The organism is Glycomyces harbinensis (assembly GCF_900101745.1).
GTDB classification, from domain to species: Bacteria; Actinomycetota; Actinomycetes; order Mycobacteriales; family Micromonosporaceae; genus Glycomyces; species Glycomyces harbinensis.
On record NZ_FNAD01000025.1, the window covers coordinates 1 to 23,866 of the forward strand.

General features: G+C 70.3%; 21 protein-coding genes. 8 read left to right on the forward strand and 13 right to left on the reverse strand.

Translation table 11 applies throughout. The features are described 5' to 3' along the window. The 3 genes from BLQ63_RS26280 to BLQ63_RS26290 form a co-directional block, all read right to left on the reverse strand. Positions 1-882: an IS5 family transposase gene (locus BLQ63_RS26280; RefSeq protein ID WP_091030119.1), complete on the reverse strand. Its 882-nt coding sequence runs from the start codon at positions 880-882 to the stop codon at positions 1-3. A 75-nt stretch (positions 883-957) separates the two neighbouring features. Then, on the reverse strand, positions 958-2,274 hold the full coding sequence (locus BLQ63_RS26285) for an MFS transporter (RefSeq protein ID WP_091040512.1): 1,317 nt from the start codon (positions 2,272-2,274) through the stop codon (positions 958-960). A 136-nt stretch (positions 2,275-2,410) separates the two neighbouring features. Continuing rightward, entirely contained in the window at positions 2,411-3,721 is a 1,311-nt protein-coding gene (locus tag BLQ63_RS26290) for an aminotransferase class I/II-fold pyridoxal phosphate-dependent enzyme (RefSeq protein WP_091040513.1), read from the reverse strand. A 48-nt stretch (positions 3,722-3,769) separates the two neighbouring features. Here BLQ63_RS26290 and BLQ63_RS26295 point away from each other — a divergent pair, with 48 nt between their 5' ends. Then, a complete protein-coding gene (locus BLQ63_RS26295) occupies positions 3,770-4,387 on the forward strand; it encodes a pyridoxamine 5'-phosphate oxidase family protein (protein WP_177155120.1) in 618 nt (205 codons plus the stop codon). Positions 4,388-4,578: 191 nt separating this feature from the next. Here BLQ63_RS26295 and BLQ63_RS26300 read toward each other — a convergent pair whose 3' ends face one another. Further along, complete coding sequence (locus BLQ63_RS26300; protein WP_091040515.1) at positions 4,579-5,454, reverse strand: ThuA domain-containing protein; 876 nt, start codon at positions 5,452-5,454, stop codon at positions 4,579-4,581. A 30-nt stretch (positions 5,455-5,484) separates the two neighbouring features. After that, positions 5,485-5,661 (reverse strand): Arc family DNA-binding protein, encoded by a 177-nt coding sequence (locus BLQ63_RS29910; RefSeq protein WP_091040516.1) that lies wholly within the window; start codon positions 5,659-5,661, stop codon positions 5,485-5,487. 30 nt (positions 5,662-5,691) lie between these two features. Between BLQ63_RS29910 and BLQ63_RS26310 the strand changes: the two genes are divergently transcribed. Further along, positions 5,692-6,894 (forward strand): RNA-guided endonuclease InsQ/TnpB family protein, encoded by a 1,203-nt coding sequence (locus tag BLQ63_RS26310; RefSeq protein WP_091040517.1) that lies wholly within the window; start codon positions 5,692-5,694, stop codon positions 6,892-6,894. Between the two features lie 65 nt (positions 6,895-6,959). Here BLQ63_RS26310 and BLQ63_RS26315 read toward each other — a convergent pair whose 3' ends face one another. The 4 genes from BLQ63_RS26315 to BLQ63_RS26330 form a co-directional block, all read right to left on the reverse strand. Continuing rightward, entirely contained in the window at positions 6,960-7,892 is a 933-nt protein-coding gene (locus BLQ63_RS26315; RefSeq protein ID WP_091040518.1) for a M23 family metallopeptidase, read from the reverse strand. Between the two features lie 266 nt (positions 7,893-8,158). After that, a complete protein-coding gene (locus tag BLQ63_RS26320; protein ID WP_245681102.1) occupies positions 8,159-8,956 on the reverse strand; it encodes an ABC transporter permease in 798 nt (265 codons plus the stop codon). A 9-nt stretch (positions 8,957-8,965) separates the two neighbouring features. Next, positions 8,966-9,781 (reverse strand): ABC transporter permease, encoded by an 816-nt coding sequence (locus BLQ63_RS26325; RefSeq protein ID WP_091040519.1) that lies wholly within the window; start codon positions 9,779-9,781, stop codon positions 8,966-8,968. Next, positions 9,778-10,731 (reverse strand): ABC transporter ATP-binding protein, encoded by a 954-nt coding sequence (locus BLQ63_RS26330; protein WP_091040520.1) that lies wholly within the window; start codon positions 10,729-10,731, stop codon positions 9,778-9,780. Before BLQ63_RS26330 ends, BLQ63_RS26325 begins: the two co-directional genes overlap by 4 nt. 228 nt (positions 10,732-10,959) lie before the next feature. Here BLQ63_RS26330 and BLQ63_RS26335 point away from each other — a divergent pair, with 228 nt between their 5' ends. Further along, positions 10,960-12,009, forward strand: a complete 1,050-nt coding sequence (locus tag BLQ63_RS26335; protein ID WP_218125520.1) for a fatty acid desaturase family protein — start codon at positions 10,960-10,962, stop codon at positions 12,007-12,009. A gap of 416 nt (positions 12,010-12,425) precedes the next feature. After that, the gene (locus BLQ63_RS26345; RefSeq protein ID WP_091040522.1) at positions 12,426-13,988 is read left to right on the forward strand and encodes an HNH endonuclease signature motif containing protein; all 1,563 of its coding nucleotides are present in this window, start codon (positions 12,426-12,428) and stop codon (positions 13,986-13,988) included. Positions 13,989-14,360: 372 nt separating this feature from the next. Here BLQ63_RS26345 and BLQ63_RS26350 read toward each other — a convergent pair whose 3' ends face one another. Both BLQ63_RS26350 and dnaG read right to left on the reverse strand, forming a co-directional pair. After that, entirely contained in the window at positions 14,361-15,143 is a 783-nt protein-coding gene (locus BLQ63_RS26350) for a DUF4352 domain-containing protein (RefSeq protein WP_091040523.1), read from the reverse strand. A 137-nt stretch (positions 15,144-15,280) separates the two neighbouring features. Next, positions 15,281-17,143: a DNA primase gene (dnaG, locus tag BLQ63_RS26355; RefSeq protein WP_091040524.1), complete on the reverse strand. Its 1,863-nt coding sequence runs from the start codon at positions 17,141-17,143 to the stop codon at positions 15,281-15,283. Positions 17,144-17,484: 341 nt separating this feature from the next. Between dnaG and BLQ63_RS26360 the strand changes: the two genes are divergently transcribed. Both BLQ63_RS26360 and dusB read left to right on the forward strand, forming a co-directional pair. Then, complete coding sequence (locus tag BLQ63_RS26360; RefSeq protein WP_091040525.1) at positions 17,485-20,199, forward strand: chromosomal replication initiator protein DnaA; 2,715 nt, start codon at positions 17,485-17,487, stop codon at positions 20,197-20,199. Between the two features lie 334 nt (positions 20,200-20,533). Next, complete coding sequence (gene dusB / locus BLQ63_RS26365) at positions 20,534-21,706, forward strand: tRNA dihydrouridine synthase DusB (RefSeq protein ID WP_091040526.1); 1,173 nt, start codon at positions 20,534-20,536, stop codon at positions 21,704-21,706. A gap of 81 nt (positions 21,707-21,787) precedes the next feature. Here the strand turns inward: dusB and BLQ63_RS26370 are convergent, their stop codons facing one another. Further along, complete coding sequence (locus BLQ63_RS26370; RefSeq protein WP_091040527.1) at positions 21,788-22,045, reverse strand: type B 50S ribosomal protein L31; 258 nt, start codon at positions 22,043-22,045, stop codon at positions 21,788-21,790. Next, positions 22,042-23,379, reverse strand: coding sequence for a CobW family GTP-binding protein (locus tag BLQ63_RS26375; RefSeq protein ID WP_091040528.1), 1,338 nt, complete (start codon positions 23,377-23,379; stop codon positions 22,042-22,044). Before BLQ63_RS26375 ends, BLQ63_RS26370 begins: the two co-directional genes overlap by 4 nt. A 63-nt stretch (positions 23,380-23,442) precedes the next feature. Here BLQ63_RS26375 and rpmB point away from each other — a divergent pair, with 63 nt between their 5' ends. Together rpmB and rpmG are read left to right on the forward strand one after the other, a co-directional pair. After that, a complete protein-coding gene (rpmB, locus tag BLQ63_RS26380; RefSeq protein WP_091040529.1) occupies positions 23,443-23,679 on the forward strand; it encodes a 50S ribosomal protein L28 in 237 nt (78 codons plus the stop codon). Position 23,680: 1 nt separating this feature from the next. Then, positions 23,681-23,851, forward strand: coding sequence for a 50S ribosomal protein L33 (rpmG, locus tag BLQ63_RS26385; RefSeq protein ID WP_091040530.1), 171 nt, complete (start codon positions 23,681-23,683; stop codon positions 23,849-23,851). Positions 23,852-23,866: the final 15 nt, after the last annotated feature.

Sequence of the window (23,866 nt, forward strand, 5' to 3'; positions counted from 1 at the left end):
CTAGGCAGCGTCTGAGAACTCGGGTTTCCAGTCGAGGATGATGGCGACCTGGATGGTGGCTTCATATCGGACGGCGAGTTTGTCGTATCGGGTGGCGACGGCGCGGTAGCGCTTGAGACGGCCGATGGCTCGCTCAACAGTGTTGCGCTGCTTGTAGATCTCGCGGTCGAACGAGGGGGGCCGCCCGCCGAGGCGGCCCTTCGCGGTGCGGTTGCGCTGCTGATCGGCCCGGTCGGGTATCACCGCCTGGATGCCACGCCGGCGCAGGTAGGCACGGTTGGCCCGGGACGGGTAGCCCTTGTCGGCCAGGACCCGGTACGGCCGGGTTCGGGGCCTGCCCGGCCCGGGCCGAGGCACGCCGATGTCATCGAGCACACCGGGCAGGTGCGGGGAGTCGGCCATGTGCCCGGCGGTGAGTTTGAAGCTCAGCACGGTCTGGCTGGCATCGGCGGCGAGGTGGATCTTGGTGGTCCAGCCGCCCCGCGAGCGGCCCAGCGCATGGTCGTCGGGTTCACCGGGGACCAGCCGCCGGCCGGCTCCGGCCGCGGCGTGGTGGGCGCGCACGGTGGTGGAGTCGACGCTGACGGTCCAGGTCAGGTGCCCGGCTGCATCGAGGAAGGTCCAGATCGCTTTGACGATCATGGGCCAGACGCCCTCGGTCTGCCAGGTGCGAAACAGCCAGTACGCCGTCTGCCAGGGACCGAAACTGGGCGGGAGGAACCGCCAGGGTGCTCCCACCCGGACCCGCCAGGCAATCGCATCGACCAGCGTTCTGCGCGATCTGGTGATCGGTCGGCCGGTCGGGGCCGGGGCAGGCAACCAGCGACGCAGGTGACGCCACTGACCATCGGTGAGCACGGCAGGAACCGGTACGCTTGACACCAGGAGCCTCCAGTATTGAGTTTCGTTGCGACACAACAAAACTAACTGGAGGCTCCCACTGTTCTCAAACGCTGCCTAGGCCGCCGCCTCCTCGGCCGGCGGCTCGAGCCTGCCCATGAGGAACGGGAAGACCGCGAGCGCGACGACGGCGCAGAAGACGCCGAGCATGCCGTAGCTCGCGTACTCCACGATCGGGCCCGAGGCGATCCCGGCGCCCATGGCGGCGAGGCCCATGACGAGGTCGGAGAAGCCCTGCGTGGACGGCCTGCGGGCGGGGCTGACCGCACCGGTGACGAGCGCGGCCGAGCCGACGGTCATGGCCGACCAGCCGAGGCCGAGCAGGCCCAGGCCGATCGAGAGGCGCACGTGGTCGGTCGCGGGAGACGACCCGGAGACGACGCACGCGGCGACGAGGACCGCGGTGCCCGCCATGAGGACCGGGCGGGCGCCGTACTTGTCGACCAGGCGCCCGATGACGGGCGAGAACGCGTACATCGCGCCGATGTGCAGGCCGAGGATGATCCCGACGACGCTGAGGGCGTCCTCGGGGTCGGCCATGCCGTGGCGGATGTGGAGCGCGGTCATGGCCATGACGCCGACCATCACGAAGTGGCCGAGGGCCGCGGCGACGACGCCGGTGCGCACGGCCGGGTTGGTCTTCGCGGTGCGGTAGCCGTCGGCGATGGAGCGCTTCGGCGCGTCGGTCTCGCCGCTGAGCTCGCGGGCGGTCAGGAGCGGGTCGGGGCGCAGCAGGACGCCGATGATGACGGCGGTGGCGACGAACAGCAGACCCATCGCGGCCATGGACCCGACGTAGGCGGGGCCGCCGAACCAGCCGGTCCACAGGCGCTCGGCGAGCCCGGCGATGGACGGGCCCGCCACCGAGCCGATCGTGGTGGCCCACACGACGATCGCGAGGTGGGAGCCGCGGCGCGCGGGCGGAGCGAGGTCGGCGGCGGCGTAACGGGACTGGAGTCCGGCGAACGAGCCCGAGCCGAGGAGGAAGTACCCGGAGACGGCGACGACCGGGTTGTCGAGGTGGATCGCGGCGATGACGGTGAGGGTGCCCAGGACGGCGCACGCGTAGCCGAAGGCGAGGCCGCCGCGGCGCCCGTACCGCTCGGTGATGCGCACGGCGGGAACCACGACGAGGGCCGAGCCGCCGACGAACAGGCTCTGCCCGAGGCCGGCGTACGTCGAGGAGCCGGTCATGTCCTCGATGAGGAGGGCGCCGACGGCGATGCCGATGCCCACGGCGAGGCCGCCGATGATCTGGGTGGCGAAGAGGGTGCGCAGCACGCGCCTCTGGAGTCGTGTCGTGTCCGTTGGCGCGCCGGGCGCGGCGTCGACTCCGGCCGGGGTGGCGGGAGGAGTCGGTGGGGAGGCGGTCACGGGGTTTCCTTTCTGGAGTTGTCGGCCGGATCGGGTGGGTCCGGCGCCGGGGCCGGGCCGGCGGGGACCGGCTCGGCCTCGGCCGCTTCGGGCGGCTTCGCGGCCCGGGGCGGGCGTTTCGGCGCGGGGCGCCGGTTCAGATCGGCGGCGACGCCGGTCCCGACGCCGAGGCGATCGCGGCGGCGACTTTCGGGGCGAGTTCGGGCGCGAGCCGGGCGGTGCTGACGCGGATGCTCTGCGCGCCGTGGAAGGAGAACCCGCGCCCCGGGGAGACGGCGTACCCGGCGTCGCGGAGGGCGACCACGGCCGCGGTCTCGTCGGCGACCGGGATCCACACGTTGAGGCCCGAGCGGCCCCACACGTCGATGCCGTGCTCGGCGAGCGATTCACGAAGGGCGCCTTGGCGTTCGGCGTAGACGCGCCCGGCGTGCGCGACCCGCGCGCCCGCCGCGTCGTCGGTCCACGCGGCGATCACGAAGTGCTGCAGGATGCACGAGACCCAGCCGTGGCCGATCGCCATGCGGCCCTGGACGCGCGCCTTCGTGTCGGGGTCGGCGGCGACGACGGCGCAGCGCAGGTCGGGCCCGTAGGGCTTGGAGGCGGAGCGGACGAACATCCAGCGGTCGGCGGCGTCGGCGACGAGGTGCAGCGGGACCTGCGAGAGTTCGGCCCAGTGGTCGTCCTCGATGACGAACACGCCGCGGTGCGCGGCGAGGACCGCGCGCAGCGCCGCGGCGCGCTCGGCGGACACCGCCGCGCCGGTGGGGTTCTGGCCGCGCGAGGTGAGGATGAAGGCGCGGGCGCCGGAGGCGAGGGCGGCGTCCAGTTCGCCCGGGAGCGGGCCGTCGCCGTCGATGGCGACCGGCGTGACCTGGTATCCGGCCGAGAGCAGCAGGTCGCGGCCGTTGGACCAGGTGGGCTCCTCGACGGCGACCGTGTCGCCGGGTTCGAGGCGGGCGGCCAGGCCGCGCTCGAAGGCGTCGAGGGCACCCGAGGTGACGGTGAGCTCGCCGTGGACGCCGTCGGCGGCGAAGCGTTCGCGGGCGAGGTCGAGCAGGTCGGGGCAGGGGCCGCCGTCGCGGTAGTTGCCGTGGGTGATCTCCACGCGCGGCTTGAGCGCGTTCAGGTCGGGCAGCAGGCCGGGGTCGGGTTCGCCCGAGACGAGGTCGAGCACTCCCGAAGGGACGGTGAGCATCCCGGTGGGGGTGAGCGAGGAGCGCTCGCGGACGAAGGTGCCCGCGCGGCCGCCGGTCTCGACCACGCCGCGCTCGCGCAGGCGGCGGTAGGCGGAGGCGACGGTGCCGGGGGCGACGCCGAGGTCGGCGGCGAGCTTGCGGACGGGGGGCAGGGTGCGGCCGGGCGCGAGGCGGCCCGAGCGCACGCCGGACTCGACGCTCGACGCGATCTCGCTTGCCGCGGTTCCGGTGATCTGATACTGTACCGACATAACTCAAGCATTGTATCAGTACATAAATTTCCGATGGGAGCCCCCTCGATGTCCACCCTCGAATGCCCCTACAGCGGCCAGTTCGCCCAGACCGAGCGCACCACCCCCAACCGGTCCCGCGAACGCGTGACCTACGAGCGGGCGGCCTCGTACCAGGTGCTCGACGAGGCCCTGTACTGCGACGTGGCCTTCGTCGGCCCCGACGGCGCACCGAGGGTCCTGCCCACCTTCCATGTGCGCGTGGGCGACACGCTGTTCCTCCACGGCTCCACCGGATCGAGCATGGGACTGGGCGGGCGCGAGGAGTTCCCCGTGAGCGTCACCGCCACCGTCGTCGACGGGCTCGTGTACGCCAAATCCTGGTTCCACCACTCCATGAACTACCGCAGCGTCGTGGTCCACGCGAACGCGCGGCTGGTCGCCGACGCCGACGAGCGCTGGTCGGTGTTCAAGGCCCTCATCAACCGCATGGCCGAAGGCCGCTCCGAGCGCTCGCGCGAGGCCAGCCCCAAGGAGAACGCCATGTCGGCGCTCCTGGCGATCCCCCTCGAGGAGGTCTCCATCAAGCAGCGCCAGGGCCCGTCGGTCGAAGAGCCCGACGACGAGGACCTGCCGTTCGAGAACGGCGTCGCCGACGTGGCCACGGTCGTCACCGGGCGCCTCTGAACCTCGGTCCGCACGGGTCGCCGGACCGGCCCCGGACTCCGCGCGACAGGACCGCGGGGAGTGAGTGGGTCGTGGGAACTTCCCCTCTCGGGAGCCGGACCGGCGATGATCGTCGGGTACTGGAGGTGCCCGCGCGGACCGCAGGCGATCGGGCGGGAGGCATGGCCTCCCGCCCGATCGTGAACGCTCTTTCAGACGCCGGCCGCGACCGGTGGTGCCCCGCCGGCCTCGGCCTCCTTCGCGGACTCGGCCTTGTCCAAGCGCCACACCGCGATCGAGCCGCCCCCGGCCACCGCGACCACGAACAGCACGAACGTCCAGGTGTAGGGCCACGGCGGCGCCGCGTCGTCCGAGTTCTGGACCAGCGCGCCCTCTTCGCCGGCGGCCCACCAGATGCCCTGGCGGATCAGCTGCAGGAAGTCCCGGTCGCCCCACGTGCCGCCCTCGCCGCCCGGCGAGGCGTAGAAGACGTTGTAGGCCTCGCTGTTCCACGCCACCGGGTCGCCCGAACCCAACTGCGCCAAGATGATCGAATCCGGCGCCACGGGCGCGGGATCGAAGCGGTACCAGCGCTCGGTGACCTCGAGGTCCTCGTCCAGGCCCTCGGTGATCCGCGAGCCCGCGTTGAAGCTCACGGGCTCCTTGGCCTCCGGATCGCCCGGCGGCAGCACGGCCGTCGCACCGAGCATCTCCTGGTAGAACGCCCAGTCGGCGGCGCTCGCCGCCGCCGAGTTCGTCCCGACGAAACCGCCGCCGCCCTCGACGAACGTCTGGAGCGACGCCTGCTGGGCGCCGTCGAGGAGGTCGGGTCCGGTGTTGAGGAACATGACCACGTCGATGCCGCCGAGATCGGTCAGGTCCTCGGGCGTGCCCTCGATGAGGGTGAAGTTCCAGCGCCGCGCCTCCATCTGGAGGCGCTCCACCGCGTAGTCGGCCACGTCCTGGGCCTCGTTCCCGGTCGTGACGACCAGGACCTGCGGCCCTCCGGCGGCGAAGGCCGCGGAAGGGGCGAAGGCGGGCGCGCAGGCCAGCGCGACGATCGTGAACAGTCGCAGCAGGGTTCTCACGTCAACTCCAAAGAACTGATCGGGTTTGCCTCATAGCGAATCACGGACGTTCGGAGCGCCGGAAGGCAGCTTGTCAATTCCTAGACTGTTCTCAAGACGGTAGACGATCTCAGCGTTGAGCGATCGCCGAGACGTCTTGGCCTCACCTGAAAGCCGGGAGTGAATTTCGGCTGGCATTCGCAGCGTGATGCGTACTTCACGATCCATAGCGATCAAGCATAGTGGTATTCTAGTGTCATGACGACACCAGAGTTGGGTGAGGAGACCGGCCAGGTCCGATACACCTACCGACTCCGGGTGTCGGCGAGCGCTCAAGCGGCGTTGCTCGAAGAGTGGGACCGGTGTCGGTGGGTCTGGAATCAATGCGTCGCCGCATCTCGTGAGGCCCACCGAATCGGGGATACTTGCGGCCCAGCCCAGTTGGACAAGCGACTGACGGGATGGCGCTCCGAACTTCAATGGCTCGGGAGCGGCGCTTCGGTGCCGCAGCAGCAGACGATTCGCGACTTCGCCGCATCTCGGGCCAAAGCGATGAAGGACATCAAATCTCGGCTTCCCATGCGACGTCGAGCGGGCATGCCTCGCTTCAAGAAGCGGGATGTCACCGCGCCCACGCTCAACTACACGCTGCGTGGCTTCCGGATCAAGGACGGACGGCTCGGCCTGGCCGGCGGCATTTCGCTCACCGTGGTGTGGTCGAGGGCGCTGCCAGATGAACCGACGAGTGTGCGCATCCACCGCGACAGCCTCGGCCACTGGTACGCCTCATTCGTCGTCCTTTCCCGCGCTGAGCCACTCCCCGCTACCGGCGACGTCATCGGCATCGACTGGGGCGTGACCGTCACCGCCGCCACCACCCGTGACGACTACGACCTGCCGCATCACGAGCATGGGAAACGTTCAGCGGAAAAGCTCGCGCGCTACCAGCGCATGATGGCGCGAAGACGCCAGCCCAAGGGCAAGGCGCAATCACGCGGATATCTCAAGGCCAAGAAGCAAACCGCAAAAGCTCACAAGAAGATCGCCAGGCAGCGGTTGGACACCGCGCGCAAGTGGGCGAAGCGTGTCGTCCGAGACCATGACCGGATCGCCGCCGAGGACTTCCGGCCGAAGTTCATGGCCAGGACCACCTTGGCCCGCAAAGCCGCTGACGGCGCCATCAGCGCCACCAAGACCGCGCTCATCGAGATGAGCCGAAAGCACGTCCGTGACTTGCGGCTGGTCCATCCGGCTCACACCACCATGGACTGCGCCCAGTGCGGAGCGAGAGCCAAGCACGCACTCCCCCTCTCCGAAAGGACATACACCTGCACCGTGTGCGGAGCCGTCTCACCTCGAGACAAGAACTCCGCACACGTGATGCTGGTCCGGGCGGGTCTCAACCCGGATGGTGTCGATCGCGTCAGACTCGTTCTCCCGCAGGGTGGTCGAGCAGCGTGAGCCATGAATCCTCTCCCTGACGGGAGGGGAGGAGTCAAGCGCCCACCTTAGCGGGAAGTGCGGTGTCAGCCGCAGTGGCTCCAGGCGCTCGTCCACGTCGTGGAGCCGACCGAACCGCCCCACTTGACGCAGGTGTTCGGCGCCGACTTCTTGACCGGCCCCGCGTAGTACGAGAAGCTGCCCGAATCCTTCGTCACCGTGCCGCCCTCCACTTGGAGGGACGCCGAGACCGCGCTGGGGTTGCCGACGCTCGTGTACTTCAGCGTCACCACGCAGTTGTAGCCGTTGGAGCTGTTGTACAGCAGGAAGACCGCGCCGACGGTGCCCAGCGCGTGCTGGTTGATCTGGCTGTAGCCCGAGCCGCAGACCTCACCCGCGGTGTACGGGTTGCCGCCGCCGGAGCAGCCGTTCGAGGAGGTGACGGCCTTCTTGGTGCCCAAGGGGACCGAGATGCCCTCGACCACCGGGGAGCGGACCGTCCCGGAGCTGTTGCGCTGCTCGTAGTGCAGGTGCGGGGCGGTGGAGCCGCCGGTGGAGCCGACGGTGCCGATGATCGTGCCCTGAGAGACGGACATGCTGGAGCCCGGAGCCTTGACCTGGGTGGCGAGGTGCGCGTAGCGGGTGCTGGAGCCGTCGGAGTGGACGACCTTGACCCACCTGCCGTAGCTGGTGCTGCCCTCGTTGTAGAAGTAGGCGGTGCCGCCGGCGGTGGCCCGGACGTTCTCGCCGTTGATGGCGTCCGACCCGTACGTCTGCCAGTCGATGGAGTTGCTGGGGTTGTGCCCGCCGCTCCAGTTGTTGGCGTAGAAGGTCTTGTTGCAGTTGAAGGGGCTCTTGTGGGTGACGGCCTGGATGGAGACGTCCTGGGCGTTGGACACGACGGTGGGGATCGCCGCGCCGGCGGCCGCGAGGACCAGGGCGCTGATGAGGATGACGAGTCGGCGCGCGCGCCGGGTGCCGGGGACGCGAAGCCACCGGGATCGTCCGGAATTCCGCATGAGGAACCTCCTTATTGCGAGTCGGGGTCGCGCTGGGGTGAGGAGCGCTGGCCTTCATGCGTGAATAGGACGATATCGGAGTTTTTCTTCGTGGGGAAGGTCACTGATGAAGAATTTCTTCTTACGAGATCCTTGCGGGCGTTCGCTCTCGACGGGGAACGCGACCTGGGGGAAGGGTCAGCCGCGCCGCCGGTTCCCCGTCGGCGCGGCCTGCTGCTTGACCGGTGTCCACTTATACAAGGCCCGCGCAAACGGGCCCGCGGCCGCTACTTGTAGAGCGCCTTCGACAGCCGCTTCTGCGCCACCCACATGCCGACCACGCACAGCGCCAGGAGGTAGGCGATGTGCAGGAGCATCCAGGGGCTGGGCTGGCCGAGGCTGAGGCCGCGGACGAGCTCGATCCCGTGGTACAGCGGCATGACGTAGACGACCGGCTGCACGAAGGCCGGGTAGGCCTCCACGGGCGTGAACGTGCCGCCGAACAGGAACATCGCGAACACGACCGCGTTCATCCAGTCGAAGTCGGTCCACTCGCGAAAGAGCGTGGCGAGCGTCAGGCCGATCCCGGCGAACGCGAGCGCGATGAACACGCAGGCGGGCACGGCCAGCAGCGACCACCAGGAGTCGAGGAGGCCGAACAGCCCCATGATGACCACGAACGCGCCGATGTAGGTGCCGCCGCGGATGAGGGCCCACCAGACCTCGCCCAGGGCCACGTCCCAGGGCCGCAGCGGGGTGTTGAGGATGCCGTCGTAGACCTTCATCCACTTGAACTTCGCGAAGACGTTGATGGAGGTCTCGGCGAGCACGCCCATCATGGCGGCGTTGGCGAGGATCGCGGGCGCGACGTAGGCGGTGTAGGAGACGGTGGAGCCGTCGGGGAGCGTCAGGTCCCCGACGAGGGAGCCGACGCCGAACCCGAAGGCGAACAGGAACAGCAGGGACTCCACGGCGCCGGAGACGATGAGGACCCAGGCGCGGCGCATGGCGATCCAGTTGCGGTTGAGCAGGGCGCCGGAGGAGCGGAGGGTGGCGCGCGCGGCGCTGTAGGCGATGACGGACACGCTGGGCTCCTAGAAGTTCAGGCGGCGCTGGATGACGCGGCGGGCGATGAACCACCCGGCGACGGCCAGTGCGACCAGGTAGGCGATGTGGGCGGCCGGCCAGAGCGCGGGGGCGACGTCGGCCGTGGCGGCGCGGGCGAGTTCGGTGCCGTGCCACAGCGGCGAGAGCCACACGAGCGGCTGGAGGAAGCCGGGCATCTCGCTGGCGGGGAAGAACACCCCGGAGAACAGGGAGATGGGCATGACGGCGAACCGGAAGATCATGTTGAGGTTCGCGTCGTTCTTCAGGCTGGAGGCCCAGAAGTGGAGCCAGGGCGCGAGCGAGGCCGACACGAGCGCGGCCGCGACGACCGAGAGCGCGGCCCACCAGGACGTGTAGACGCCGAAGAAGGCCATGACGATCGCGACGATCGTGCAGTTGGTGAAGGGCCGGAAGATCACCGAGTAGGCGAGGTGGCCGTTGAGGATGTCGATGGGGCGCAGCGGGGTCGCGCGCTGGGCGAGGTAGTGGCCTCCCCATTCGTGGTAGCCGCCGAAGACGGGGAAGACCATGTCGTTGCCGAGCATCATGACCGCGACCGAGCAGATCAGGCCCGGGGCGATGAACTCGGCGTACGTGAGGCCGCCGATGGAGGCGGGGTCGATGTAGGCGCCGACGCCGATGCCGACCGAGACCATGTAGAGGACCGGGAGGAGCACGGAGGTGAAGACGGTGCCGTGCCAGATGTGCTTGTAAAGGGCGAGTTGGAGGGTGAAGGCCCGCCAGGCGCCGGTGAGGGGGGAGGGCGCGGTGCGGTCGGCGACCGTGCTGACGGCGGTGCTCACGTCTCGTCCTCCACCAGGGCCCGGCCGGTGAGGCGCAGGAAGACGTCTTCGAGGGTGGCGCGGCGGGCCAGCATCGAGGTGGGCCGGATGTCGCGGGCGTCGAGCGCGGCGTTCGTGTCGTCGGCGTCGTCGGTGTAGACGAGGATCTTGTCGGGCAGGGACTCGATCTGGGCGCCGACGCCGGTGAGGGTGAGGGAGAGTTCGGCGAGCTCGGTGGTGTGGGCGGGGCCGAAGCGCAGCTCCACGACCTCCTTGGTGACGTGCGTGTCGATGAGTTCGCGCGGGGAGCCGGCGGCGATGATGCGGCCCTCGTCCATGACGACGAGGCGGTCGCACAGCTGCTCGGCCTCGTCCATGTAGTGCGTGGTGAGCAGGATGGAGACGCCGCGCTGCTTGAGCTGGAACAGGCGCTCCCAGACGAGGTGGCGCGCCTGCGGGTCGAGGCCCGTGGTGGGCTCGTCGAGGATCACCAGGTCGGGGTCGTTGATGAGGGAGCGGGCGATCGCCAGGCGGCGCTGCATGCCGCCCGACAGCTCCGAGACCTGGTCTTTCGCGCGGGGCGTGAGCTGCACGAAGTCGAGGAGTTCGGCGGCCTTCTCGCGGGCGTCCTTCTTCTTGATGCCGAAGTATCCGGCGTACACGACGAGGTTCTCGAAGACGGTGAGCATCCCGTCGAGGGTGTTGTCCTGGGGGACGACGCCGAGGCGGGCCCGGATCGCGGCGCCTTCGGTGCGGGGGTCGCGGCCGAAGACCTCGAGGCTGCCGGAGGTGGGCTGGGAGACGCAGCCGATCATCCGCATGGTGGTGGACTTCCCGGCGCCGTTCGCGCCGAGGAAGCCGAAGGCCTCGCCCCTGAGGATCTCGAAGTCGACGCCGCGGACGGCCTCGTGCTCGCCGTAGCTTTTCCGCAGGTCGACGGCGCGCGCGAGGATCTCGTTGTGAATTGGCATGGGGCAACCCTAAGCGGAGGGACCGACAACCGTCCAACGCTTTTGAAGTGAATCCTTCATAATTTTATCGCCAGAGAATCTAGTGCAGCGATCGCGTTCGTGTAAAGGGTGGGGCGCAAAAGGTAGGGCAAGCACTACCCCCATTGACGGGTCAGCAGTAGCGACAAGTCGCGCGCGAGAGGGGAGGCTTAAGAGGTCGACCACTAACCCGACAGATCGGAAGTTTCCATGACGATGATCACCGCCGAGGCCCCGGCTCCCAAGCGGGCCGGCAGCGACTTCGCCGAACTCGGACGCCGGATCAACGAGGCGGGGCTCATGAACCGCCGCCCGGCGTACTACGTGATCCGGTTCGCCGCCATGGCCGCGGTATTCGTCGGCACGTGGGTGGCTTTCGCTCTGATCGGCGACACCTGGCTCCAGATGTTCACCGCCGTCTTCCTGGCGCTCGTGAGCACCCAGGTCGCGTTCCTCGGCCACGACCTCGCGCACCGCCAGGTCATCCGCAGCCGCGCCACTTCCGAGCGTCTCGGCTGGTTCACCGGCAACCTCTCCAACGGCATGGGCTACGGCTGGTGGAACGACAAGCACAACCGCCACCACGCCAACCCCAACCACGAGGAGCTGGACCCGGACGTCTCGCCGGGCCTGTTCGTGTGGTCGAAGCGCCAGGCGGGCTTCGCGCAGGGCATCGCCACCTGGTTCGGCAAGTACCAGGCGCAGCTGTTCTTCCCGATCCTCCTCCTCGAGGGCATCAACCTCAACTGGTCGGGCATCAAGTCGGTCATCAAGCCGGGCCTGAAGAACCGCGGCTGGGAGGCCCTGTTCCTGGCCGTCCACTGGGCCGCTTACCTCAGCGCCCTGTTCATCGTGCTCTCCCCCGGCAAGGCCGTCGTGTTCCTCCTGGTGCACAAGGCCGTGTGGGGCCTGTACATGGGATCGGTGTTCGCGCCCAACCACAAGGGCATGCCGACGCTCGTCGGCGAGACCGAGCTGGACTTCCTGCGCAAGCAGGTGCTGACCTCGCGGAACGTCAAGGGCGGCTGGTTCACGAACTTCGCCCTCGGCGGCCTGAACTACCAGATCGAGCACCACCTCTTCCCGGCCATGCCCTCGGTGAACCTGAACCGGGCGCAGCCGATCGTGGAGCAGTTCTGCGACGAGAAGGGCATCCCCTACCACGCGACCGGCCTGTTCGCGTCCTGGAAGGAAGTCCTCACGGAACTGCACGCCCACGGCGAACCGCTCCGGAACCCGGTTCCCTCCAAGGTCTTATAGACGCTGAAGTACGAAGCCGCCCGCGATCTCGCGGGCGGCTTTTTGCCGTCCTCGGGGAGTCGGTGGTCGAGGTTCAGGCGGCGGCGACGAAGAGGCGGCGCTCTTGCCGGGTGGCACTCCGGCCCGCTGGTCCTGTTGGGTCGGGGTTCGGGCGGGCAGCGACGAAGAGGACTCATTCCGTCCAGGACGGCTGGCGGCTGGCGGCTGGCGGCTGGCGGCTGGCGGCTGGCGGCTGGCGGCTGGCGGCTGGCGGCTGGCGGGACGATTTTCCCTGCGCCACAACAAGAAAGGGATCAATGTGACTCACGTCTCTTTGTCGTAAGTGGATCAACCAATCGCATAAAGTTACGATTGAACTACCGAACAAGCAGACCAAAACAGCCAGGACATTCGATAACCGGTAGGAGGTGAACCCGATGGCCGCCAAGACGCTCACTCCCCAGGACCGCACCGCACGACGCGAAGCGGCTCGGGCACTCCACGCCTCCCTCGATGACACTGCGGCTCTGGTCAACGGCGTCTATGCCACCGCCCTGCGACTGGTCATGGACGCCTTCGCCGCCAACGTGCACCGCGAGGTGGACGGCTTCTCGGCCCAGCGCGACTGGCTGGTCTCGACCTTCGACTTCACCTACTCCGCAGCCGGGAACATCGCCGCGATCGCCAAGCTCGCGAAGAAGTTCACGATCCTCGCCGACGCGGCCCTGTCCGGGTACGCCCGCATCGACCAGGTCGCCTACGCGGCCGGTCAGCTGCACAAGACTCCCGCCGCCACGCTGTTCGCCCGCACTCCCTTCCGTGAGCCGGTGGCCTCCCCCTTCGACCCCGAGGTCTCCTGCGACACCCCTGAGGCGCTGGTGTGCGAGTACGCCGCCCACGCCCCCTACCGAGAGCTGCGCCGCCACCTGGCCGAGCTGCACGCGGGCCTGGCGGAGGAGGCCGAACTCCTCGACGGCCTGGGCGAGAAGTCCCTGCAATACCTCGAGGTCCAAGAGATCGACGAAGGCGGGATGTGGGCGCTGTCAGGGCTCCTGTCCGCCGACACGGGCCGTCTGCTGGACAAGTACTTGAAGACCGCCTGCCCGCCTCCCCGCCAGGACGAGACCGACCACCACGGCGTCCTCCCTCCCCAGGCGAACCGGAACGCCGAGGCATTGCACCAGCTCATCGCCGGGTACGGGTCCTCCCCCGAGGCGGTCAAGCGCCACGGCCACACCGCCACCCTCGATCTGGTGGTGGACATCGAGACCTTGCAGGGCAAGGAGACCGGCCGCATCCCGCTCCTGGAGGGCCGACCGGTCAGCGTCGCCCAGGCCCGCCTGCTCGCCTGCGAAGCCGGGGTCGTCCCCAGCGTCTTCGACTACGAGAACGGCGAAGCGGTGGAACTCGGCAGGGCCCTGCGCCTCCCCAACACGGCCCTCCGCCGCAAGCTGGAACTCGAACAGCAGGGCGGGTGCGCCTGGCACGGGTGCGACCGCCCGATCGCCTGGTGCGAGGCCCACCACCTGGTGCACTGGGCTGACGGCGGCGACACGAACGCCGAGAACCTGATCCTGCTCTGCCGCTTCCACCACGGCCGCATTCACACCGACGGCTGGACGGTCGAGAAGACCGGCCCCGGTCAGGCCCTCATCACCCATCACGACGGCCACGAGAGCGCCCCCGCCGACAGCGGGTGCGGCTGCTCCGACTGGCGCACCGATGCGGACCTGGACGAAGCCTTCCGAGGCGACAAGACGAACGTCTTCCCCACCGGCCTCTACTCCTCGGAATGGTCCGAGGTGATGGAGCCGGAGCTGAAAGCGCAGCTCGACCAGGTCAAGCAGGCCAGGGTCTACTACGAGGAATCGCTCTGGCGCAAGCGCACCGGCCTCGGCTCGAATACGAGCGAAGCTCCGGTGATCGAAGTCGGGGCCATGGCGCCGCCGCCTCCGATCTACGGGGAGCGGGACTCGGTCGAAGACCTCATACCCTTCTGAAGTCGCCCGCTGGGGCAGCAATCCCGGCGGGGACGGGAAGCGCACGCCAGTGATGCCTTCCAGCCCGAATCCCGCACGGGGTCGGGCCCCTCGCCATGCCCGGCAACAGCTCCGAGACGACCAGCGCGCCCGGCAACGAGAACCGACCGCAGTCCCCCGTCAACCCTTTGTCGCCGCCAGCCCGAACCCCGACCCGACAGGACCAGCGGGCCGGAGTGCCACCGGGAAAGAGTGCCCGCCTCAGTCGCCGCCCGCCTGAAGCCCGACCCCGACTTCGCAGGCAGCCGCAGAGCCCTCCCGAAGGAGAACCCGCCTCTTCGTCGCCGCCGCAGGAACCGCGACCCCCACCAGTCCGAATCGCGTGAACTTCCGCTACTGGAGGGAGACTTCGACTCCCGGGGAGTCGGTGGATTCGTGCAGTCTCAGCGTCGCCAGTTCCGTCCCGACCGGCACGTCGAAGACGATCTTGCCCTCGATCTGGTCGCCCGGGTTGACCGCGACGAGCCAGAAGTCGTTGCCGTCCAGGTACATTCCGACACTCGAGCTGGCGGAGTACTCGTTCCCGTCGGTGTCGTACAGCAGTTGAAGGCTGTCGGAGAAGATCCGGCCCTCGTCTCCGATGTTCTCCACCGTCAGGTCGACGACCACGAATTCGCCCGCCGCCTGCTTCGTCAAACTCGTGTTCCCGAACTCGGTGAGGCCCTGCTGCAGCGAGCCTGCGGTGAACTCGAAGACGCCGTCGACCACCGGGGCGGCATCGAGGACTTCGGGGACGGTTCGGGCCTCGGCCTCGAGTTGCTCAGCGCGGTCCTGGGCGCGGTCCTCGACCGCGTCGGTGATCGCGAACGACAGCATCGACCCCGCCAGCGCCAACACGATGCCGATGATCGACACGATCCAGTGCGACTTGACGATCCCGATGACGCCGAGCACGATCGCGGCGATCCCGGCCAGGCCGCCGATGTAGATCCCGACGTCCGGGATGAGGCCGAGCAGCAGCGCCGCCGTGCCGACGACCATCGCGAGGACACTGATCGTCTTCGACCGCTCACGGCTCACGCCGGGCGGCTGCGCCGACGGAGGCAGCGGCTCGGACGAGTACGGCGACCGATCCTCGTCGGGGCGCTGCGGGTCCGCGGGGGCGGGAAAGGTCATGGGAGTCCTTCACAAGAGAGGTGCCGGGCTGGATCAGCCCGGGCACACCTTCCAGTGTGGTCGAAGGACGGCGCCGCCACCAGGCGCTGGACCGGCGGAACAGCGGCGGGAATCGCGAACGAGCAGGTGGATTCGCCCTATTCGACGGCGTTCGCGGCCTGGTCCCGCAGGGACCGCACGTGCTGCTCGAAGCCCATGAGCTGACCGAACAGGCCCATGTACTCGTCCTTGTCGGTGCTGGGGTTGATCCGCTGGAGGCGCCGCTTGATGTCGGCGAGCTCGGCCTCGACCACCGGGATCTGGATGCGCGCCAGGATGGTCCGCACGTAGACCGCATCGGGCTCGCCCGCGAGTCGCAGCTCCTCCACCGCCAGCTCGGAGACCAGCGCGCCCGCGGCGATCTCCGTGCACGCCGACTGCACCGCGGCGATCCAGTTGGGGCCCGCGGCGGCCTTCGCAGCGCCGCCCGCGGCGCCCACGGCCTCGCGGACGGCCCGGTAGTTCGGATCGGTGTACGGCGTGGCGTCCACCGCGTCGAAGTACGGACCGGCGATCTGGGGCTGCTGGAGCGCCACCTTCAGCAGCTCGCGCTGGGCCCGCAGCTGGGTCGAGTCGGTGCGCTGCTCGCGCTTGGGCCCGGCCGGGGCCTCCATCTGCTGTCCGCTCGCGGCCCCCTGCACCGCGCGGCGCAGTTCGGCCTTGTCCTTGCCGAGCCGCCCGGCGTACACGCCCAGGTACTCCTCGACGAGGCCGCGGTCCTTCACGCGGGCCAGCATCGGCGCGATCGCGCGCGTCGCGTGCAGGCGGCCCTCGGCGGTGTCCAAGTCGTGCTTGGCGATCGCGCGCTCGATCGCGAACTGCACCAGCGGCGTGTGCCGCTCGATGAGCTCGCGCACCGCCGCGTCGCCGGCGCTCTGGCGCAGCTCGCACGGGTCCTGGCCGCCGGGGGTGACGGCGATGTAGGTCTGGGAGACGAAGCGCTGCTCCTCGTCGAAGGCCTTGAGCGCGGCCCGCTGGCCGGCCTCGTCGCCGTCGAAGGTGAAGATGATGCGCCCGTCGGCGGATTCGGAGTCGAACAGGAAGCGCCGCAGGATGCGGATGTGCTCGGGGCCGAACGCGGTGCCGCAGGTCGCGACCGCGACCGGGACGCCGGCCAGGTGGCAGGCCATCACGTCGGTGTAGCCCTCGACGATCACGACGCGGCCGGACTTGGCGATGTCCTTGCGCGCCAGGTCGATCCCGTACAGCACCTGCGACTTCTTGTACAGGGGCGTCTCGGGGGTGTTGAGGTACTTGGGCCCCTGGTCGTCGTCGAAGAGCTTGCGGGCGCCGAAGCCGATGACCGAGCCCGACGAGTCGCGGATGGGCCACAGCAGGCGGCGGCGGAACCGGTCGATGAGGCTTCCCGAGCGGGAGGGCTTCGCGAGCCCGGCCTGGGTCAGTTCCTCGGCGGTGAAACCCTTGGCGCGCAGGTGCTTCGCGAGGGCGTCCCATCCGTCGGGGGCGTAGCCGCAGCCGAAGGTCGCCGCCGCGTCGCGGTCGAAGCCGCGCGCGGTCAGGAACTGGCGGGCGGTGATCGCCTCTGGCGAGAGGAGCTTGTCGGTGTAGAACGCGGCGGCCGCGGTGTGGGCGTCGAGGAGGCGCTGCTTGAGGCCCGGCTGGCCCGAGGGGCCGCGCTGGACGCGGCCGTCGATGTCCTCATAGGTGAGTTTGAGGCCCGCGCGGGCGGCCAGGCGCTCGACCGCCTCCACGAAGCTGAGGCCGTCGGCCTCGGTGAGGAAGGTGATGGCGTCGCCGCCGACCCCGCAGCCGAAGCAGTGGTACACGCCACGGGCGGGGGTGACGTTGAGACTCGGCGAGCGTTCGTCGTGGAAGGGGCACAGCCCCTTGAGGTTCCCGCCTCCGGCGTTGCGCAGGGTGACGCGCTCGCCGATGACCTCGGCGATGTCCACGCGCTCGCGCACCAGCTGGATATCGGCGTCCCGGATTCGCCCCGCCACTGTTCACCTCTTCTCACTGCAGACACCATTCTGCCCGGTCGGTGTGACACCCCGCTCGCAGACGCCGCCGGTGTGAGGGAGCGGGGTCGCGGCCGTCACCTTCTGTTTTCGACACGCGGGATCGCTTGGCGCCGAGCGGAGTCGCGCAGGCAGCGCCGCTGTACCATGATCCCCGTTAGCACCTTTCCCGACCACGCCTCACGGTTGCGCGGTCCAATCAGCTAGAGTCGCCTATCATGCCGGACCCATCGCCCGAGCAGCCGCCCTCCTGGCCTCCGACCAGCGAGCCCGCGGCCAGACCCACGAATCCGCCCCGCATCACCGCGCGCGGGGTGGGTCACTTGCCTTCCGCCACGCCGGAAGACGAGCCGGCATCCGACCTCTTCCAACCTCCGGCCCCCGACCCCGGCGTCTACGGCGAGTCCGCCCAGCACGGCAATCCGGCGCAGCACGGCAACCCGGCGCAGCCCGGTTTCCCGGGTCAGCCCGGCTACCCGTCGCAGTCCGACGACCCGGCGCGGTCCGCCGACCCGTACGGCCTCGATCCCGAGGCCCGGCGCAGCGAATGGGCCGCCGATCTCGGCGGTGCCCCGGAGGTCCCCCAGCAGGCGGGACCCCCGCCCGGGTCCCAGTTCGCGGGCCCGCAGGGCCCTGGTCCGCAGGATCAGGCCCCGCAGCAGGGCGGCGAGTGGGGCGAGTCCGCCGACTGGCCGCCGAAGTCGAGCCAGGATTGGATGTCCCAGCAGTCGCACACCGGCTGGGGACTGGCGGGCGGGGCGCCCTGGACCGGTCAGGGCCCGCCGCCGCAGGCGGCCGAGCCCGCACCCGAGGCGGCCCCTGAGCAGGCGTACTTCCCCGACCAGGGCGCGGCGACCTACGGCGCGCCCGCATCGGGGCCCGCGTTCAACGCGCCGCCGCAGAGCCCGCAGGGCCAGCCGCCGCAGCAAGGCCAACCGGGTCAGCAGGGCCAGCCGGGTCAGCAGGGCGAGAGCCTCGAGTTCCCCGAGCTGCGCGCCGACCCGTACGCGGCCGACGTCTACGGGCACGCCCAGTACCGCGGCGATTCCGGCGGCCAGGACCTCTACCAGTCCGATCCCTACCAGGCCGAGCGACTCCAGGCGGAGGCCCAGCAGGCCCGCGAGGAGTACCAGTCCGGACAGCAGCAGCCCGACCCGTTCGGGCCCCCGCCGCAGCAGCAGACCCCGTACGGGGAGCAGCCGGGCGGGCAGTTCGGGCCCGGCCAGTACGGCGACCAGCAGTTCCAGGCCGAGGTGCCGCCGCCCCCGCCGTCGAACTACGGCGAGCAGTCCTATGGGGACCCGCTGCAGCGCGAGACCATCACCGGCCCGGAGGCCACGGCCACCGAGACGGTCCCGGCGCAGCGGCGCAGCGAGGAGACCGCCGCACCTGAGGCGGCGCCCGAGCCCGCGCGCGAAGTCCGCGTCTCACCGCCGACGCACGTGGGCGTCCGCTACGCCATCTACGGCATCGGCGGGCTCATCACGCTGGGCCTCATCATCGGCATCGTCCTCATGCTCGGCGCCGACCCACCGAGCGAGCCGAGCCAGAACGACTCCGACGGGGACTCCTCGAGCGAGACCCCCGGCGCCGACGAAGCGCTGAACGCCGAGCGCTACGGCGAACTCGCCGCCGCCGCGGGCACCGCCGAATGGTTCTCGTGGCGCTACGGCGACGCGGGCGAGGGCAGCGGCGCCGAAGAGGTCCCGGCCGCGGGCGGCGACGCCCTCGCGACCGAACCGCTCCTCGGCGACGCCGACCGGAGCGTCCAGGGCCAGCTCGGATACCTCACCGACGAATCGGGCCTGACCGGGATCGACCACGTCACCGCGGTCGAGAGCACCGACGACCTCATCGGCCTCGCGCCCCGCGCGGGAGGCCGGTTCTCCGAGGACGGCGCCCCCGAACTCGAACTCCAGGAGGGCGCGACCGCCGACTGCCTCGCCGGGCTCGGCGACCTCGGCAGGCCGGTGGCCCTCGCGCGCCCCGAGCAGAGCGCCGAGGTCAGCGCCCACTCGGTGATCGCCTTCTCTTCGGGGATCATCGCGACCGCGGGCATCAGCGGCGCCCAGGGCGGCACCTGCCTGCAGCTGCCGGACGGCCAGGTCCCCACGGACGTGGCGCTCACCGACGGCAACGAACTGGCGCTCGTGACCACGTGGCACCCCGAGTCGCAGACCGGTGCGCTCGTGGTCGTCGCCATGGGCGACAAGAGCGGCTCCTACTCCTCGAGCTGGTCGGAGCCCTACCCCGGCCTGCCGAACCCCGGGCACTTCGCGAGCGCGGCGGTCGTCGGCACGGTCGAACTGCCGTTCAGCGCGCCGACCTCGGTCGACGCGTGGTCGAACTCGGGCGGAACGCTCGCGCTGGAACGCGGCACGGTCGAGGACGGGGCCCATCAGGACACCGTCGCGACCGCCGGTTACGCGATCGTGGGCGACCTGAGCTCGAGCGAGGTCGCGGTCGTGGACCTCGCCTCGACCCTGGGCGGCCTGGCGGCGCAGTACTACGACGGCGCGGAGTTCGCGTTCGACGCGACCGCGGGCGACGCGGTCGCCTTCGACGGCGGCGTCGCCGACGTGGCCGCGACCGAGGGCGCCTCGGCCGTGGCGACCAGCGACGGCGTCGTGCACGAGCTGGACGGCGAACTGGCGGAGACGGCGGCGACCGAGGTCGGCGCGAACCCGACCTGCCTGGTCGTGGGCGCGCAGAGCGGGGCGTTCATCGCCACGAGCCGCGGCGACGCGACGATCAGCTGGGTCTCGGGCGGCGAGGTCTCCAAGGAACTGGCGGACTCGCGGCTGACCGACCCGCTGTGCGCTTCGGAGACGCCGGCGCTGAACGTGAAGAACTACGACGGGAGCGCGGCGGTGGTGCTGGTCTCGGACTTCGAGGGCCAGATGCTGCACGCGTACCTCGACGGGGCGGCGACGATCCCGGGCGGCGCGACCGTGGGAGGCGAGGGCTTCTCGTACACCGGCGCGTACGCGGTGGCGGGCAAGCCGTGGGGCGCCTCGGTCACGGTCGACCTGGAGTAGAACGGCGCAGAGGAGCACTCGGATCGGGAACGCTGCGATCGGAACGGCTCAGGGGAACAACGCAGACGAAGGAGAGGGCCGCCCGGCAGTGCCGGGCGGCCCTCTCGTCGCGTGGAAGGGCGGGCGGGGTGTTCGGGGCCGTGTACCGTCCCCAACCCCCACCCACCCGGGGGAAAGGTAGCCGCAACCTTCCCGCGCGGGTGCGACAAAAACCGGCCCGGGCAGCGCCCATGTCACCCGGACGAGTGGTCCGCCGCCCGCGGCCTTCGGCCGCGCGGCCGGTGTCACTGCGGCGGGCTTTGGCGGCGCCGGGCTCCACTGGGATAATCGACCGGTGGCATCCGTAGAAAAGGCGCAACCGCTCTCGCTCGCGGGGAAGCCCGTGTCCCCGCCCGTCGTCCTGGCGCCCATGGCCGGGATCACGAACCTGCCCTTCCGCAAACTCTGCCGCGAGCAGGGGGCCGGCATCTACGTGTGCGAGATGATCACCACCGTCGCGCTCACCGAGCGCAACCCCAAGACCATGCGCCTCATCGAGTTCGACCCCGAGGAGGAGACCCGCAGCCTCCAGCTCTACGGCGTCGACCCGGCGGGGATGCGCAAGGCCGTCCAGATGGTCGTGGACGAGGACCTCGCCGACCACATCGACATGAACTTCGGCTGCCCGGTCCCCAAGGTCACCCGCCGCGGCGGCGGCTCCGCGCTCCCCTGGAAGCGCCGCCTGTTCCGCGAGATCGTCACCGCCGCGGTCGAGGCCGCGGGGGACGTCCCGGTCACCGTCAAGATGCGCAAGGGCATCGACGACGACCACCTCACCTACCTCGATGCCGGCGAGATCGCCCAGGACGCCGGGGTCGCGTGGGTCGCGCTCCACGGGCGCACCGCCGCCGAGCGCTACTCCGGCACCGCCGACTGGGAGGCCATCGCGAACCTCAAGGACCGCTTGGACATCCCGGTGCTCGGCAACGGCGACGTCTGGGAGGCCGACGACGCCCTGCGCATGGTCGATGAGACGGGCTGCGACGGCGTCGTGGTCGGCCGCGGGTGCCTGGGGCGCCCGTGGCTCTTCGGCGACCTGGAAGCGGCCTTCGACGGCCGCACCGAGCGCCGCATGCCGACGCTGGGCGAGGTCGCCCGGGTCATGCAGCGCCATGCGGCGCTCCTGGTCGAGTGGATCGCGGGGGCCGAGACCTACGAGGCGCGCCGCAACATCGCCGCCGAGGAGCACGGCTGCCGCGAGTTCCGCAAGCACGTCGCCTGGTACCTCAAGGGGTTCCCGGTCGGCGGCGAGCTGCGCCGCTCGCTCTCCATGGTCGCGTCCCTGAACGAGCTGGAGGACCTGCTCGGCAAGCTCGACGCCGAGGCGCCGTTCCCCGAGTCGACCATCGGCAAGCCGCGCGGGCGCACCAACAGCCCCGGCAAGGTGACCCTCCCGGAGGGCTGGCTGGACGACCGCGACGACTGCACGGTGCCCGAGGGCGCCGAGATCGACTCCTCGGGCGGCTGAGCGGTCCGCTCCAGCGGGCAGTGGCCGGAGGCGTGGAAAAGGGGGCCTCCGGTGCCGGGAGGCCCCCTTCGTTCGCGGCGGCTAGCCCTCCTTGGGGGCCTTGCCGTACTTCTTGTAGAACTTGGCGACTCGGCCCTCGTCGTCCAGGACGCGGCTCTTGCCGGTCCAGAACGGGTGCGAGGCCGAGGAGATCTGGACGTCGATCACCGGGTAGGTCCGACCGTCCTCCCACTCCACAGTCTCGGCCGAGGTGACCGTGGACCGGGTGAGGAAGGCGAAGTCGGCCCCGCGGTCGCGAAAGACCACGTGGTGATAGTCCGGGTGAATACCTTGCTTCATTCCTGGTTCCTCTCGTTGCTCTCGAAACAACCCGCGAACGGGTCGTGGTATTCCCTCCACGCGGCCCGGCCCTCGGCGACCTCGGCGTCGGTGAGCAGGCACGAGTCGAGTACGGCGGCGAGCTCGTCGGCCGCGAAGTGCAGGCCGACGAACGCCAGGTTGATCTCGCGGTCGCCGAACTCGCCGTCCCAGTTCAGGTCGGCGTTGACGCGCCGCTCGGGGCTGGACTCGTCCCACTCCTCGTCGGGGGTCGCGTCGAGCCAGCGCCCCAGGTCCCCCATCGAGACCCCGCCGCCGCTGGACTCCCAGCAGGCGATGTGGTCGGGCTGGGCGGCGAGCCACAGGTGGCCGCGCCCGCGCAGGGTGCGGCCCGCGATCGCGGGGAGGGCCTGGTGGAACCGCTCGGGGTGGAAGGGCCGGCGGGCCCGGTAGACGGCGGCGACGACGCCGCAGTCGGGTTCGGGCTCGTGGCAGCCGACGGCGTAGCCCTCCAGGCCGCGGCCGTACGGTTCGGGCGCGTCGGGGTCGAAGCCGCCGCTGCGGCGGAGCCTGGCCGAGAGCCACTGCGCGGTCTCGCCGCTCGCAGGCGGTTTCGCTGAGTCCTGCGAGGGGTCGGTCGGCTTCGCCGAGAGCGGCGCTTCGAGGTTCACGACGAGGTGCCTGGCCCAGGGGTTGAGGCGCTGGAGCAGTACGGCGAGGCGGGCCTGCTCGTAGGCGGGCTCGGTGCGCGGGGCCCAGAGCAGGACGGTGTCGGCGTACTCGATCTGGCGGGCGGCGACGTCGGCGACCGAGCGGTTGTCGTCGTCGGCGGCCTGGAGGCTGCGGTCGGCGAGGTCCTCGTCGGAGTCGAGGGTCTCCAGGAGCGTCGCGGGGTCGCAGACGGCCACGACGGAGTCGATGCGCAGCGCGTCGGTGACGGGCGCGCCGTCGACGTGGCACCAGGAGCAGGCCGCGGCGACGGTCTCGGGTTCCATCGAGGGCGGCAGGACCAGGGCGATGTCGCTCTCGGGCCGGGTGCGGGCGAGGCGCACGAGGGCCGGGAGGAGGTCTTCGCGGACGGTGCAGGCGATGCAGCCGTGTTCGAGGGCGAGCCGCTCGTCCTCGATGAGGCCGGTGCCGTCGTGGACGGTGCGGTGCACGGTGCCGTCGACCAGGAGTGCGGTGAGGTCGTGGGCGACGACGAGGAGGCTCGGGTCGGCGCGGGTGAGCTGCTCGGCGGCCTCGCGGGTGGCTTCGGGCGCGAACCCGGTCAGGATCGTCACCGCTGGGCGCGCGTCGTTGAACGGTTCAGGTGCCGGGGACCGCGGCGCGTCGGGCTTGGCGAGTCGGGACATGAGACCTCCGATCTATTTGAAAACGATTGTCATTATACTTGCGTTCAGGAGAGGGGGACGACCGTGTCCAGAACATGCGAGGTGACCGGCGCCGGGCCGGGCTTCGGCAACAACGTGCCGTGGTCCAAGAAGAAGACCCGGCGGCGGTGGAACGTGAACTTGCAGAGCAAGCGGTACTACCTGGCGAGTGAGGGTCGGCACGTGCGGTTGCGGGTGTCGGCCAAGGGGATCAAGATCATCGACCGCGACGGCGTCGAGGCCGTCGTGGCGCGGATGCGAGCGGAAGGGAAGCGAGTCTGAGATGGCCGCCAAGAGCACTGACATCAGGCCGGTGGTGAGGCTGCGGTCGACCGCGGGCACCGGGTTCACGTACGTGACCAGGAAGAACCGGCGCAACGACCCGGACCGGATGGTCCTGCGCAAGTACGACCCGATCGTGCGCAGGCACGTCGAGTTCAGGGAGGAGCGCTAGTGACGATCTTGGATC